The organism is Rhodococcus sp. NPDC059179 (assembly GCF_042754885.1).
In the GTDB taxonomy this organism is placed as follows: Bacteria; Actinomycetota; Actinomycetes; order Mycobacteriales; family Mycobacteriaceae; genus Rhodococcus_G.
This window is the reverse complement of record NZ_JBHZBV010000022.1, coordinates 1-14447: the sequence shown is the minus strand read 5'-3', so window position 1 is coordinate 14447 and position 14447 is coordinate 1. Positions and strand designations below refer to the sequence as shown.

Genomic DNA, 14447 nt, shown 5'->3' with positions numbered 1-14447 from the left:
CCGCGCGAACGAGTTCATTACGAACGCGACTAGCTGACTCTGCAACGCGAGGAGCAGCTGCACCAGCGGCAACGGAACGATCGATCTGCACCCTGGAACTCATCCAGTTTCTGTGTGATCTGGAGCCCTCCTTAAGTGTGATTACCGACTGTTCAACCTATCCAATCCGCATGCATCCCAGCGCGAACCGGCATAGGTGAACACCGCTCCATAGGGTGTTCACCCATTGAGGCCGGTTGAGTTCACCCATTGGGACCACGGCCGAAATCGGACCTCCGTTTCCATCGCAACTCCGCCCGAACAGTCGGATTCGGCAGATTCTCGACCTGGTCGCGGCGCGATTCCCACACGGACCGGGCCGAGTCGTGCTCTCGTACGGCTACGAGGGTTGTTTCCGCAATGAGGTCGCGGTTGGACCGCGGAATCCGTGGATTTCGCTGTCGGGGCGGGGGCGCTATCTGCCGGATCCGGCAGTAGCTGAGGATCCGGTCGAGGCATTCCGCTGCACTGTGACAGCAGATCTTCGAATGTGATCAACGTGGTCGGAGTAGCTAGGTAACACTGGGGTTGATTTGCCGAACGTGTCCAGATAATCGAGTCGGACCTCATCCGGGCCCGGATCCGTGAGGGCATGGCCGAGGCGAAGAAGGCTGGCCGGCTCAAGGGCAAGCAGCCCGAGCCGTCAACTCTGCAACGCAAACGTCTGCTCACGGATAGGGGCGGCAAGAAACTCGGGACGGTTCACCATCTCCTCCACCGAGACGGTCAAGAGCATCTTCGAGGACCCGACGATCTCCGAGTTTCCGGCCTCGATGCTCCACCCGAAACAGGTGCATGACAATCGCTACATTCCGCGCTACCTCATCCACTCGACCCCCTGGGCGCACCTGTTCCGCTCACGTGTCCGGATCGACACGCCAACGATCCGAGAGATAGCGCAGAACCTGCACAAGATGCAGGGAAAGGATTGGGAACTCACCGACGATGAGTTTCTGGAGACGACGTACCCGAACCCGTCGACAGAGGCGGAGCGCGCCGCCTTCGATGGCAGGTTCACATTGCTGAAGTCCATCTCCGTGAAGGAGGAGCGTGAGCGCCGACGCCGGTCGTGGGATCGCGCACAAGAGTTCGTCCATTCGAGCGAGTTCTCCTCTGATCTGAACCGACTACTTGAAGGTGCCAACGAGGTGCGTCCAGAGCCCGGATACAGGCTTCTGTTGGAGCTGGACCCAGCGCACTCGCAGTTCTTCAACCCGAACCAGTAGGGTTGATTGTCGGCGCATTTCGCCCGCAGCTCTCTCAGGCTCGGCCGTCCACTGATGCCGCCGGCCAGATCCACGACAGCTCTCCGGTGCACCGATGACCTATCAGGGCCGACTGTTCACCACCAATTGCGGTGGCCCCGGCGGCTGCGGTGTGGCTCGTGCGTGAGGCTCCCACGGTGCCGTGGGGCGTCGGCCTGTCGATCGGGGCGGTTGCGCTGGCCGGTGCCCATCCTCGTGGCCTCCCTGCACCTGGCCGCTCGAGCCATGTGATTGATCGCCGACTGTTGCTTGCCCGTTGGTACTTTCAGTCTGTGACTACTTTCCCTAAGACCAAGGCTCCCTATCAGGTTCGCTACCGGGCGGGGAACAGTGACGAGAATGCTTTGCTTCGACTCGCGCTTCTGAAGGAATGGAGAGACCGGTGCTACCTCTGCAAGGCGCCGGTGACTTTCGTCGGCACTGAGATCGACCACATCCTCCCCAAGACCCTCCCGGAAATTGAGCTCGAGTCATTCAAGGCCAAGCACCTGACGCCTGCGCGAGCTGGAGCATTCGATCTGAACGTTGCACACAACCTCGCTCCAATATGCCGCAAGTGCAACTCGGATAAGTCCGATACCAACTTTGCGGGCGTTCCGGCCCTCGCGATGTGGCTGAATAAGGCCCACGAGAAGCAACCCGCGGTTGAGAAGTTCGTGATTGACCTTCGTTCCGCTTCAGGCGTACGGCAGGCGATGGGCAAACTTTTGGGCGCTGACTTCACTCCTGTGAATTCGAAGAAGTGCCTGGCCGAGCTAGGACCGGCTCTGATGGACCGGTTCCGGTCAGAGGCACCGGCGGTGCTCGAAGCTCCCTCGACCCATGACTACAGGGGCCAGTACCGCGGTAGTGCAGGGGATGAGCCATGTTTCGCGGATGGTCCCCTACTGAGTTCAGTGATCCTGGATGAGCGTTCGAGGAGGGCGAAGGTCGTTCTGGAGGATGTGTTCGGGTGGGACTTCGACCGGGCGTTGGACGTTGTCGTTGATGCCGCTGCACCGGAAATCAGAAACCTGCTGGCAGAGAAGATCGGGAGCAAGCTCTTTAAGGCCGGTCACGAAGACGCAGATGTGGGGTCGGTGGACGGGTTCATGAGCTTCGTCATCGTCGAGATGCGCTTCGACGTCCACGATAGAAGCTTCCTCGTGCGTGGATCGTTCGAGGCAGACGGCTCAGCCGAGGCCGCGGTCATCGACTATCAAAACGACTCGGGGACCGTATGGGGGCAATGGGATGCAGACCTGACGGAAGGGTCCTTCGAGGTCACCCTCTGGGAACCGCTCGCTGAGGACCTCACGAAGGACGGAGGAGCCAGCGTTATGGCTGTAGCTGGTGATCTCGTGCTGAGCTAGTACTTGTCTGACAAAGACGTCGCTATGGATGCTTGCACGCGAGTAATCGTTCTCCGTTTCCCTCTCCGGAGAGCGAGACTCGAGCAGCCTGACCACGCCGTCGCCCGCTCGCGTTGTGGCCTTTCGACGGAGATCCATCAGCTCGTCGATCGCCACGGCGACGGCCTGCCGACGGTGGTCCTGGTCGCGCCCGGTCAGTTCGATGATTCGCAGGCCTTCCCGCACCTGCTCGAACACCTGTGAGTTCCGCGCCTCGCCGGGGGCGACCTCGCCCTAGGCCCGACCGGGTGTGCGGTGACCAGGCGCACTCGTCTCGCGCCCACCGTCGCCTTGTTGCGCGCGACGGAATCGGAGCGGTCATCGCCAAACCCTCCGATCAGGCCGGAAACCGCGTCGACGCGCGGTTCACCGGGTGGCAGACAGCTGGCATTCGACCTGTCGACACCGCGGCCGCAATGCAGTCGAACGCCGCTTCTGCCACCTCACGTAGTGGCGCGGGCTGGCAACTCAGTGTGACAAACTCGCCATCATCTACCGTTCTGCGGCACTTCTGAATGCCGTCATCGCCTGAACCAGGAATTTGTCAGACATGCTCTACGCGAGCGGATTTCTGGCCCCGACGGGGCAGAGTGGGTCCTATGCTCGCATCGAGCCAGACCACGGCTGCCGCATCGTTCGCTCACGCCTCGAGGACGATTCATCACACCTCGACCCAGCCGTCATTACACCCTGGAACCAATACAGATTTGGGTGACCATGCACCCCCGCTAAGTGTGATTACCGACTGGTCAACCTATCCGATCTATATGCAGCCCAGACCAACTCGACACTAGTGAACACCTCCCGCTCTCTCCATCCATCCATAGGGTGTTCACCCATCAGGCGCCGTTAAGTTCACCTATCGGCGCGCCGTTCGCTCACGGTGCATCATGCCTAGCAGGATGGCCCGGTTTCCGTTGTCCGTGACCGACTTTTGCGCTTTCCCAACCCGCGATCTGGACGATCTTGTCCATCCAAGGCTGGGTGGCCGATCAAGCTCGTTCGGGGCGATTGGAGGAATCGTAGGATCGCTTTCTGGGCGAAATCGGAGGCGAGAGTGCGGCGCAGACCAGCACCGTGTGCCATTCCGGCCAGGCCCTGGAAGGAGACTGAGAGCCCTTCGTGAACGGACTCCGACCGCAGTGTGTAAAGCCGGGAGAGCAGCTCGCGGCGCAACGCCCGGGAGGTCCTGCTACCTCTGGCCACGCCGAAGGCATCCTCAAAGTTGGCGTGCTGGACCAGTTCGTCCAAGTCTTGCGGCATCAACTCGTCGAAGAAACTGATGAACCTGCTGGTCAGGCGTTCGGTCTTCCAGGGCTGAAACGGGTTGGTCAGGCACTCGGCTGCGACGACGTACAGGATCACCGCAACCTGCTCACGCTCCTGCCGGACGGCAGCGTCGTAACTCAAGAACGCGCCGCGCGCCCGGGCCACGCTCGCAAGGTCCCCCAGAGCGGGCAGATCGTTGAAGATATCGAGTGAGATCTCGTTCCGCGCGAGTGTGAGTATCGCCGGGTCCTCGCGGCGGGCTTCAAGCTCGGCCACAGCCTCATCGCTGGCGGGAAATACGTTGGGCGGCAGGTCGACCTGGCGGCCGAGAGCGAAGGTGCAAATGGCCCCCACCAGCTCGACGTTGCGGTGGGCGATCTGGCTAGTAAACGGCCCCTCTACCGGCCCCGGCACCGCGACATGGACGTCAACGATCGGTTTGGGCGCGAACAGCAGGCCGCCCTCCGGTGCGCCGCCTTCGGACAGCTCTTCACGGAAGTTCAGCAGCACGTGCCAGCCGAGACGTCGCCATCCGTCGATTCGCGTCTGGCTGCCGAGCGCTTCGAGAATCCGAGACATGAAATGCGCGTCAAGAGGTGGTGTCGGCCGCCCTTCGAGAGTGGTCGAGTACCAGACAAGTCCGCCGAAGTCGTCCGCCGCGACCCGCGCTCCACTTTGCCGCACCAGGTGATCGATCTGCGTCTGCTCACCTGAGTCGCTGGCGGTGGCGGAGATCCACGGTGTGTTGTCGGTCGGGGTGACGTCGATGTGAAAGCCGTCAGGCCGACCGAGGATGAGTGTGGCGCCGGAACTGCCGACCTGCGGCAGCTCGTATCCCGAGTCTCGGGCGAGTCGGAGCAGCCATGAGACGCTCAGCAGTTGGCGATGCTCTAGCCCAATGGGGAAGGCGTCCTGAGAGTCGGTCACTGGGGTGCCTCATCAGGATTTCGTCCGGCGGAGATGCTCACGGCGATCAGTGTGCCGTCACAACCGCACAAAAATCCAGAGCGGCACCGCGGCGAGCGGACCGACGAGTGCACGGCCCCCAACTTCCTGGAACTCATCCAGATTCGTGTGATCTGGAGCCTCCGTTAAGTGTGATTACCGACTGGTCAACCTATCCAATCCGCATGCAGCCCAGAACGAACCGCCATGGGTGAACACCTCTCCATCGCTCTCGCTTCGCTTCCATCCATAGGTGCTCACTCACTGACGCCCGTTGTGTTCACCTATTGAATCCGCGGTCGGTTTCGAAAGACGATTCCCTCCCGAGTGGGCCTCTTTGAGAGGATTCGGCGAATCCTCGACCTGTTTGGGGCGCGCTCCGCATGCAGGCTGAGGTCCGATCGTCGGCGCCCATCTGGTCCCCGTCCATTCACCCCGTCCTCAAGTAACGGTCGTTCAGTGGGCGAAATTACACAGCGCCGCACATCGACTTGAATCGGCCAGAACACGGCAGTTGTCAGGTCGAGCATGGCCACGCCGTCGCCCTCCTCCATAGACCCTTGCCCTCGTTGGCGGTGCCGAGGACGCGGAACCTAGAACTACGACCGGGTTGCACTCCGCTACGGTGATAGACGTGGTGGGGGATGCCAAAAGCTATCTGTTCGGTGCAACGACAGCGATCTGCACGCTTGTCGTCACATCTGCGTGCGCATCCGGGTCTTCTGAACCACCAGCGACGCCGTCAACTTTCGTCCGTGCACACGGAATCTCGAACCTCGAAGTGCCGGCGCTAGATCCGCAGGCAGGGAGTTGGCTCCAACTCGGCGACGAGTGGTCAGGTCGCGTCGCACTGCCGACGATACGGGCGGCGGATTGCGCCCACTACACGAGCCGGCACGGGAACGGCTGGCGAGAATTCGTCGTCAGCACCAGTGATTTCGCCGAATACGACGGCGGCGGCGAGAACCCCGGCCGCGACTTCCGCATCCAGGCAGACGTGTACGACAACCGAGATGCACAACCCGGATACGTGTTGATCGAGTTCTCCGATCCCGACGGCAATCACTACACACTCAGCGGAACCGCGAACGAGGCGCAGATCATCGAGAGCGACGACCACACCGCGGTCTCCTTCGTCATTGCCGGTACCAGCACGAGCATCGACTCGACACCGACGTCGGTATCCGCGGCGGGTCAGATTCGATGCGACTCTGTCAACGAGAAGTCCTCCGGGTCACCATAAAAGGCAAATCGTCCCCTCGCTCGATTGGATCGCCCGCACCGATAGATACACCTCGCCTTGTTCGCCAGCTGTCACGGATCCGTCGGCTAACGTCGGTCATTCGAGCAGGTCTGAGGGAACACAGGAAGCTCATCGCACTCCGGACCTACCGCGACTGAATCAGCGACAGAAGAGACTTCGCGGCGATCGGCTCGCCCTCGACTTGCACTTGGTCGGCGCGCATTGCGTCGGCGATGTCGAGACGACCGCCGACGATCGCGGCGAGTACGTGCGCACCGCAGCGGATGACAACATCAGCGGCCTGCCCTTGCGTGGGCACGGCGGTGACCTGGGTACGCCCGGAGTCGAGCAGCAGCCGCGCGGCGCTGTCGTCGACAAGGAAGTCGTAGGCAACGCGAAGCTCTTCCGGGAGGTTAGCTTCCATTTCTTCGGCGATGAAGGCCAAGGCCCAGTCGACTCGGAACACCTCGTTCGCTGCACGCTCACCCATCAAATAACGTGCGCCCCAAGTCGCCAAAGGCTCGATAGCTCGGCCTAGGGCGCGGCCGGATTCGGTGAGTTCGTAGATCACCGCGACACTCGGCGTTTTGAGCAGCGCGCGCCGGACCGCGCCGTCGGATTCGAGTTGCTTCAAGCGAGTCGCGAGCAGGCTCGTCCCGATTCCTGTGAGTGCCTCCGCGAGGTCGGAATAGCGCCGCGGGCCGGCCATCAGCTCACGCACGATCAGCAGCGTCCACCGCTCGCCCACAGCATCGAGAGCATAGGCCAGACCACAGAACTGCTGGTAGGTGCGTCGCGCCATGAAGTGCATGGTAGCAGCGAAGGATGCGATATGAAAGCTGGGTTACTAATTTAAGAGTCTACTTCAAAAACTTATGCTAGCTTCGGCCCTGTCCGTGCCGCGCGTCCAGCGGCCATCCGCTAGCCAGAGGACCAGCAACGATGCTCGAACCATCCACCACAGCAACCGAGCGCACCGGATACACGAACGACCCCCTACGCCTCCTGGCTGCGGGCCGCCTCGCCTTGGCCGTTGCGGCACTGGCCGCGCCGCAACGATTCGCGCGGCTCGTTGGGGTCGCGCCGTCCCCTGAACTGACCTACCTGACCCGGATCTATGGAGCACGCGCCCTCGCGATGGGCCTGGCTTACCTGACCAGCGAGCCACCCGAGCGGCGCCGGTGGCATCGGCTCGGGCTCGCGATCGATATCACCGACACCGCCACGGGACTCCTGCATCTACTCCGTCGTGATGTCTCGCGCCGAGCCGCGGTGGGCATGGTTGCGCTGACCGGCACCTACGCCGCAGTCGGCGCGGCCGCCACTACTTCGGAGGCGAAGTGAAGACCGCACCACCGGCGCGTAGCCACCAGATCCTTTAACCAGAATCGACGAAGGGTGCCTCTCCCGATGGGGAGGCACCCTTCGTCGCGCCCCAGTTACTTGGGACGATCGAGCGCAATGGCAACGTCTATGAGAGCATCCGGGATACCGAACTCGTTCCGGCACGACGGTATTGGATCACGGCCGACAAGTCGTACGCATGATTACATGTGCCGAAGGGCTCTGCGTAGGGAATCGTGGCCACGATCGTTCGCCAGACGCTGGGTGGGCCACTGAGGGTTCCCACAGGTCGGATTGCGGCGATTCCGCCCTCGCTGAAACTCTAGTTTCACCGAACCGCCGAGAACCGTGAGTCGAGTCCAATCGCGATAGGTGAGGGTCGCTAGTGGGGACAGGTGATCGTGCCGACCGCCGTCGTTGGTGATCCTTCACTTCGGTTGCCCTCTGCCGTGTTGATCATCGAGAAAGCCACCGCAGATTTGTCGTCACTTGCGTGGACGGCGATGCTGTTGCTGTCGGGTGCCGCCATCTGGACGTATGTGCCTGTCGAATCGGCGAAGGCCACGATGGCCTGCGCGGTCCATTCGTCTGTGCCCTCCAACCGCGTCTCGTCCATGACGACCACGGAGAGGCTGTAGAAGTCCTCGGTCGGATAGTTGTCGACGCCGGAGAACTGACTCGTCGTCTGCGTCGTGACGTTGTAAGTCCGGCTCTTGTCCTCGGCGTCATAGGTGCACGACAGATCTGCTGGGTCGTCGCTGACCGCCGTTCCCGACCACAGTCCATCGAGTGTGAATCTGGCACCCGGCGTCGTCGGGGCTGGGAGCTCGGGTACCTCCGGTAGGTCCCGCGGGCCCGTGTGACCGTTCTTCGAGAACACGGCCGCGGGTGAATCCGGGTACGGGTTGATCGACTCCGCCGCCGCGCATCCGGCGATGAGACCGAGCGTCAGGAGCGGCATCCACACCCCCCAGTTGATCGATGTTCTCTTCATCGTGTGCTCAGTGTTGCACGAGGACAAACTGTGCCCATGTTCGTTCGGTTCCGCTTGTCGTCCGACCTGAGCCCTTATCGTCTGCGGCCGGGCGAAGCATCGTCCTGGAATTCGGCCGAGCAGCTGACGCTCGCGGCCTCCTCTGGCACTACAGCAGGGTCGGGGCGGATCCCACCTTGGAGGGCATGCCAAGCGCCGTACAGCGATACCTCCCGGCCCTCTCTCCATCCATCAAACGAAAGCCCCGGCACAGATCGTTTCTGGTCGGGGCTTTGCATTTCTCGGGCTTCCACCCCGGCCCCACCCCGGCGCGCAGTGCAGGGTTGGTGTCGGTGGTGGCCGCTACAGTCCCGCGCTATGGATATCGCCGTCTACACGCTGAACACGGTGGCGCTCGTGCTTCAGCTGGCGGGTGCGTCGCTGGTCGTACTCGACTTCAGGCAGTCCCAACGTAACCTCGCCGCATTCAAGGGACGGCTTGATGACGCGGAGGAAGCCCGCCAGCAGCACGTGGACCACCTGGCGGGGCAGAGCGGACGTTCGGTCCCCGGCTTCGGAGGCGGCTCCATTCGCCTACCAACGATTGTCCCCGCTGCACGTGAAGCACTGGCCGACCAGCTTGGGCCGAGCAGCAAGATCGAACGCCAGGCATTGACCGAATTCGTCCAGGCTCAGTTCGCGATCAGCAAGGCGCGCACCTGGTCCGGTATCGGACTGCTGGTCGTCGGTGTAATCACTGGCTACCTCGCAAACATGCTGTCGGTGAGCTGAGACGCCCACCCCTACCCCACCGACCCACGGCGGATCGGCACCACGTCGTCGGCCTGCCGGGGCTGCGCTTGTACCCCGGTGGGCCGCTGCGCGACTGCCGCATCGCCGGGAACAGCGGCGCAGTGAGGTCATCGTTGCGGGGGTGCCGCGCCAGATAATCCCGCAGGCCTCCACTCTCTGCCGGCCGCCCAGCGCCTATAGGCTTCCCGAATGGAAGGCAACTCGCGCTGTCGGCAATCGCGACGCCACCAGGCTGCACTTAACGCGAGCTGGCCGACGGGAACCCTTGCATTTCTGGCTGGCGCCCTCGTTGCCTGCTCACCCGCAGTCGAGGTGCACACTAGCCCGACGGAACAGCCAGGGTTTCGCTACACCGCCGAAAAGGGTGCTACTCATCGGCAGCTTGCTCCCGTCCCGCATCTTCCCGAAGCGACTACTCCTGGAGCGTATCTGGAACCTGCTGGAGGCCTGGCGGGGCGAGTCTCGATCTCGGACGCGTCCCTCGTCACGTGCTCTTTCTCGACCACCCCCAGAATGTGGCGGCACGAGGCGCACACGCGCGGCTTCGGGTACAACGGCGGGGGCGAGACGCCCGGCCAGGACTTCATCGTTCGGATCCAGGTGAACGACATCACCGACGAACTCAACGCGCAGAAGTCTCCTGTCGGGGGCGTGGCCGCGTTCACCGACGAGTACGGCAGCCGCCGAAACTATGGAGCCGGCGAGGCAGGCGATACCGGAACCGCCTCACAGCGGAAATGAGCAATGACCACCGCTCCGTGGCGTTCTCGTTGCTCCTTCCTGAAGGTCTCTACGCCACTGGACAGATCCATTGCCCTGGCATGAAAGATGGAACGACATCGGGAACATTCAAGTAGACCGAGACTAAGGCGCCGCGGTGTCGCTGTTCCAATCGGAACTGATCCAGATTTGTGTGATCAGGAGCCCCCTATAGGCTGATCACCTACCGGTCAACCAATCCAATCTTCGTGCAGCCCATGAGGTCTGCTTGGGTTCACCTATTAATCCTGCAGCCTGCGCTCTCAGCAGATTTCGATCCCTATCGCGCCTCGGGCATGTCTTCTGTCGATGCGGTGCGCGCAACAGTGGACGGCAGCTCGCTCAACGCCGAAACCAGTTGCGTGGGTTCATCCACATACACACTGATGCGATCCACGACGTGGACCTTTCGACGGCTGGCGAGCAGCGCCGGCAGCTGTGCGGTCACCGGGGATGCGAGCACGATATCGACCGTCGTCCCGTCCGCGTTGGGGAGATACAGCCGACCATCGATGACCGTGGGTGCCGTCTCGGCGTATCGGCGGCAGAGCGCAACGGACACGATGTCCGCCCGGTCGACGATGGCCACCACCGCTCCAGATTGCCGCACCACGAACTGCCTCTCGGTCAGGTAGTGCGGATGGACGCGGTGAACCGCCAGGTAGCCCAACAAAGCCACCAACGACCAGACCGAGAGGCCCGCAACCACAATCCGGAGCCACCACCAGGGCAGTAGGAGATGCAGCACCCCGATCTCGATAACGGTGGCGATCGCGAAGGCCGCAGGCACCACCAACGTCCCTCGGCTCGCGGTGAACACGAGGGCACCGGGCTCGATGCCTAAGTAGCGGCCGCGCGTCCACAGCCACAGGGACCGGTAGGCCCGGATCTCAGCTCGCACCAGCGGCCAGAACGGAGAGACACCGAGTACTCGGGATACCGACTGTCGTATCCCAAGGCCACGGCGCCGCTGCGCCACGACCCCGGTGGCCAGCGCGACACCAACGACGCATGCAAGGGGAACCTCGACCACCGCGAACAGCAGGACCGCCTGCGCTCGCGTGAGGAAACCCGTGGCAAGCAGCGCGCCGTTGACGCCCAGGACGATCACCCGTCACCATCTGGGCGATCCAATGGAACCGCCGACTCCTCAGGAATGCCATCAGACACCCTCGGACTCAGACATTCCGGCGAGAAGCCTGCGTTGGACCCGGAGCACGACCTCACGCTGAGCGTCGTCCGGAATGACGTCGTCGAGCGACAGCGCAAGACCGGCGTCCGTAGCGACGGTGGGTACAGCCGCATGGAGGTCTGCCAGCGTCTGCTGGTGCTCGAAATGCCCAAGCAGTCTGCGAGAGAGCGCTTCGATCTCCGCTTCCGCTGAATGCGGGTTGCGGCCTTCGAGATCGGACCAGTCCGCGAGCAACGCCAGAGACCGCTCGCGCTGCTCGTCATCAGCGATCGCTGCCGCGTACCAGGCCAGAAGCTCCTCCGGGACCGCCCCGGAGATCGCGAGCACCTCGAGCAGGTCGCGTTCACGTCGAAGAACCGCACTCACCTTCGGCAACTGAGCACCGTCGATGACGTCGGCCAGTGCCGCTGCAATATCTGCGGGCAGTGCAGAGATCGGATTCCCGTTCTCGGCGTCGGCAAGCATCGACGCCAGCCGACCGTGCCGCCGGGCGAGTTTGGCCTGTTCAACCTGCACTGCACTGATCAACGCCCGCAGATCCGCGACTACGTCGCTCTCGACTTCGTCCGAAACATCCTCTGAGAGAATGGCGGCCACCGAGCCGAGCGGGACGCCACTGTCGGCGAGCCAGCGGATCCGCATCAACCGAACGGCATCGCTCACGGTGTATTCGCGATAGCCGTTCGGCAGGCGTTGTGGTTCCTCGAGCAAGCCGAGCCGGTGGTAGTGGCGCACCGTTCTCGGCGTCGTACCGGCCGCGTCGGCGAGCTGACCTATTCGCATGAGTCGAGTGTCAACTATGACCTAGCGTCAAGGTCAACTCCGTTGCGTGACAAAGCCTTGAATCCGGTTTCGCGCGGAGGTGCCTGCAGTCATCGGCTATCCGACCGCACAGCAGAGTGGACGCCCTCAATCGGACGGTGTTATCGCGTTCGTCCGTCCGGATTGGGAGACTCCGCGGGAGCCGAACCGAGTGGACACGCCTGGCATGTGGCTATCGTGGTCCGGTGACTGTGACGACCGAGTTCAGAACCGAACGGCGTTCTCTGAGCGGGTGGGGTAGGCGTGCAGCAACACCAGCCGACGTGCTGTCGACCCCCGACCTCGAGACCATCGCCAAAGCCGTGAGCCAAGCCGGACCGAGAGGGGTAATCGCGCGCGGTCTCGGCCGCAGCTACGGCGACCCCGCCCAGAACGCGGGCGGGCTGGTCATCGACATGACCGCCCTCGACCGGATCTATCACATCGACCCCGATTCCGGGGTCGTGGACCTCGACGCCGGCGTCAGCCTCGACGCGCTGATGCGCGCCGTCCTGCCCCACGGCCTGTGGGTTCCCGTCCTGCCCGGAACCAGGCAGGTCACGGTCGGCGGAGCCATCGGAGCCGACATCCACGGCAAGAACCACCACTCACACGGCAGCTTCGGCAACCACGTCGAGTCGCTCGACCTGCTCACCGCCGACGGAAGCATCCGCACCATCTCCCCGACCGGCGACGAACAGGCCCTGTTCTGGGCCACCGTCGGAGGAATGGGGCTCACGGGCATCGTTGTCCGGGCACGCGTGCGGATGAAGCACACCGAGACGGCCTACTTCATCGCCGACCACGACCGCACCGCCAACCTCGACGAGACGATGGAACTGCTCACCGGCGGCTCCGACGAGGGCTACGACTACTCGATGTCGGTGCCCGACACCATCTCCACCGGGCCGAAGCTCGGCCGAGCGGGATTCACCCGCGGATCGCTGGCGACCCTCGACCAACTGCCACCGAAGCTGCGCCGGGACCCCTTGCGGTTCAACGCTCCTCAGCTACTCACCGTCCCCGACATCTTCCCGAGCGGGCTGGTCAACCGCCTCACCACGCGGGTCGCCGCCGAGGCCGCCCACCGGATGTACCCGAAGCACGGCCGGGGCACCGTCCAGAATCTGACGCAGTTCTACCACCCGCTCGACCTCCTCGGAGAGTGGAACCGCGCCTACGGCCCCCAGGGGTTCATGCAGTACCAGTTCTCCATCCCGTTCGGCGCCGAGCAGCAACTCGCCGACATCGTGCGCAGGATCGCCGAGTCCGGGCATCGATCATTCCTCAACGTGTTCAAGAGGATGGGTGACAGCAATCCCGCGCCGCTCTCGTGGCCGCATCCGGGATTCATGCTCAGTCTCGACTTCCCGATCCGCGCCGGGCTCGGGCGATTCTGCGACGAGCTCGACGAGCAGGTGCTGGCTGCGGGCGGCCGGCTCTACTTCGCCAAGGACTCACGCACGACTCCCGAACGCATCACCCAGATGTACCCGCGGCTCGACGAATGGCGAAGTGTTCGGGACAGCGTGGACCCGGATCGTTTCTTCGCCTCCGATCTGGCCCGACGGCTTCGACTGGTGTCCGGCTAACTGGATCGTGGTGCCACCCCGAGGATCCGACCGGTGCGTTCGAGGTTGGCGTCGACGTTGTGTTGGCTTGTGTCCACTCGGGACTCGATGCCCGGCATGAGCTTCCGCAACGTCGACTCCCAGTCCTCGTGGCGGGCGGGGAAGCAGGTGGCGAGGAGGTCGACCATCACGGCCGGGGCGATCGAGGCACCGGGCGATGCGCCGAGCAGTCCGGCGATGGTCCCGTCGGCGCTGGTCACCATCTCGGTCCCGAAGGTCAGTACACCGATCTTGCGGAGGTCGGGCTTGATCAACTGGGCGCGTTGGCCGGCCTGCACCAGCTCCCAGTCAACTGGGTCGGCGTCGGGGTAGAAACGCTTGAGTTGTGCGAACTTTCGTTTCCGTGACGCCAGCAGCTCACCGATCAGGTACCGCAGGAGCGGCAAGTTCTGAGCGCCGACGGCGAGCAGCGGTGCAATGTTGCGCAGTCGGATTGTTGTGAACAGGTCAGTGAGCCTGCCGTGTTTGAGGAGCCTGGTACTGAACGACGCGTAGGGCCCGAACATCAGCGACGGGCGACCGTCGACAGCTCGCCTGTCGAGGTGGGGTACCGACATCGGTGGGGCACCGACGGAGGCTTGGCTGTAGACCTTCGCGGTGTGCTGTGCGACGACGTCGGGGTTGCTGGTGCGCAAGAACTGCGCGCCGAGCGGGAAGACTGCGTACCCACGCGCCTCCGGAACCTTTGCCTTCTGTAGGAGCTTGAGCGCGTATCCGCCAGCACCGACGAAGACGAACCGAGATCGGAGCCGAAAGCGTTTTCCGCCGCTGCGGTCGCGGCC

13 protein-coding genes are annotated in these 14447 nt (G+C 63.3%); 7 read left to right on the top strand and 6 right to left on the bottom strand.

The window, feature by feature from the left end; all coding sequences use genetic code 11:
* The first annotated feature begins 623 nt into the window (after positions 1 to 623).
* Both ACFXMV_RS23065 and ACFXMV_RS23060 read left to right on the top strand, forming a co-directional pair.
* Complete coding sequence (locus ACFXMV_RS23065; protein WP_378502385.1) at positions 624 to 1265, top strand: hypothetical protein; 642 nt, start codon at positions 624 to 626, stop codon at positions 1263 to 1265.
* A gap of 311 nt (positions 1266 to 1576) precedes the next feature.
* Positions 1577 to 2656 (top strand): HNH endonuclease, encoded by a 1080-nt coding sequence (locus tag ACFXMV_RS23060; protein ID WP_378503682.1) that lies wholly within the window; start codon positions 1577 to 1579, stop codon positions 2654 to 2656.
* Between the two features lie 933 nt (positions 2657 to 3589).
* On the opposite strand, the gene ACFXMV_RS23055 is transcribed toward ACFXMV_RS23060, so the two are convergent.
* Positions 3590 to 4891 (bottom strand): hypothetical protein, encoded by a 1302-nt coding sequence (locus tag ACFXMV_RS23055; RefSeq protein WP_378503681.1) that lies wholly within the window; start codon positions 4889 to 4891, stop codon positions 3590 to 3592.
* A 652-nt stretch (positions 4892 to 5543) separates the two neighbouring features.
* On the opposite strand from ACFXMV_RS23055, the gene ACFXMV_RS23050 reads away from it, so the two are divergent.
* A complete protein-coding gene (locus ACFXMV_RS23050) occupies positions 5544 to 6152 on the top strand; it encodes a hypothetical protein (RefSeq protein ID WP_378503680.1) in 609 nt (202 codons plus the stop codon).
* A 145-nt stretch (positions 6153 to 6297) separates the two neighbouring features.
* On the opposite strand, the gene ACFXMV_RS23045 is transcribed toward ACFXMV_RS23050, so the two are convergent.
* On the bottom strand, positions 6298 to 6954 hold the full coding sequence (locus tag ACFXMV_RS23045; RefSeq protein ID WP_378502398.1) for a winged helix-turn-helix transcriptional regulator: 657 nt from the start codon (positions 6952 to 6954) through the stop codon (positions 6298 to 6300).
* 140 nt (positions 6955 to 7094) lie between these two features.
* Between ACFXMV_RS23045 and ACFXMV_RS23040 the strand changes: the two genes are divergently transcribed.
* Positions 7095 to 7496: a hypothetical protein gene (locus ACFXMV_RS23040; protein ID WP_378503679.1), complete on the top strand. Its 402-nt coding sequence runs from the start codon at positions 7095 to 7097 to the stop codon at positions 7494 to 7496.
* A gap of 382 nt (positions 7497 to 7878) precedes the next feature.
* Here the strand turns inward: ACFXMV_RS23040 and ACFXMV_RS23035 are convergent, their stop codons facing one another.
* Positions 7879 to 8490, bottom strand: a complete 612-nt coding sequence (locus ACFXMV_RS23035; RefSeq protein WP_378503678.1) for a hypothetical protein — start codon at positions 8488 to 8490, stop codon at positions 7879 to 7881.
* A gap of 357 nt (positions 8491 to 8847) precedes the next feature.
* Between ACFXMV_RS23035 and ACFXMV_RS23030 the strand changes: the two genes are divergently transcribed.
* Both ACFXMV_RS23030 and ACFXMV_RS23025 read left to right on the top strand, forming a co-directional pair.
* Positions 8848 to 9261: a hypothetical protein gene (locus ACFXMV_RS23030; RefSeq protein WP_378503677.1), complete on the top strand. Its 414-nt coding sequence runs from the start codon at positions 8848 to 8850 to the stop codon at positions 9259 to 9261.
* Between the two features lie 534 nt (positions 9262 to 9795).
* Positions 9796 to 10023, top strand: a complete 228-nt coding sequence (locus ACFXMV_RS23025) for a hypothetical protein (RefSeq protein WP_378501288.1) — start codon at positions 9796 to 9798, stop codon at positions 10021 to 10023.
* Positions 10024 to 10321: 298 nt separating this feature from the next.
* Here ACFXMV_RS23025 and ACFXMV_RS23020 read toward each other — a convergent pair whose 3' ends face one another.
* Entirely contained in the window at positions 10322 to 11152 is an 831-nt protein-coding gene (locus ACFXMV_RS23020; protein ID WP_378501289.1) for a hypothetical protein, read from the bottom strand.
* 51 nt (positions 11153 to 11203) lie between these two features.
* Entirely contained in the window at positions 11204 to 12016 is an 813-nt protein-coding gene (locus tag ACFXMV_RS23015) for a MerR family transcriptional regulator (protein ID WP_378501290.1), read from the bottom strand.
* A gap of 224 nt (positions 12017 to 12240) precedes the next feature.
* On the opposite strand from ACFXMV_RS23015, the gene ACFXMV_RS23010 reads away from it, so the two are divergent.
* Positions 12241 to 13626: an FAD-binding protein gene (locus tag ACFXMV_RS23010; protein ID WP_378501291.1), complete on the top strand. Its 1386-nt coding sequence runs from the start codon at positions 12241 to 12243 to the stop codon at positions 13624 to 13626.
* Here ACFXMV_RS23010 and ACFXMV_RS23005 read toward each other — a convergent pair.
* Positions 13623 to 14447: malate:quinone oxidoreductase (locus ACFXMV_RS23005; RefSeq protein ID WP_378503676.1), on the bottom strand; the 825-nt coding region annotated here is incomplete at its 5' end. The two genes, ACFXMV_RS23010 and ACFXMV_RS23005, sit on opposite strands and share 4 nt — an antisense overlap.

Coding starts and splice junctions, on each gene's coding strand:
- ACFXMV_RS23035 (WP_378503678.1), bottom strand. CDS start 8,490: ATGAAGAGAACATCGATCAACTGGGGGGTGTGGATGCCGCTCCTGACG.
- ACFXMV_RS23015 (WP_378501290.1), bottom strand. CDS start 12,016: ATGCGAATAGGTCAGCTCGCCGACGCGGCCGGTACGACGCCGAGAACG.
- ACFXMV_RS23025 (WP_378501288.1), top strand. CDS start 9,796: ATGTGGCGGCACGAGGCGCACACGCGCGGCTTCGGGTACAACGGCGGG.
- ACFXMV_RS23040 (WP_378503679.1), top strand. CDS start 7,095: ATGCTCGAACCATCCACCACAGCAACCGAGCGCACCGGATACACGAAC.
- ACFXMV_RS23030 (WP_378503677.1), top strand. CDS start 8,848: ATGGATATCGCCGTCTACACGCTGAACACGGTGGCGCTCGTGCTTCAG.
- ACFXMV_RS23045 (WP_378502398.1), bottom strand. CDS start 6,954: ATGGCGCGACGCACCTACCAGCAGTTCTGTGGTCTGGCCTATGCTCTC.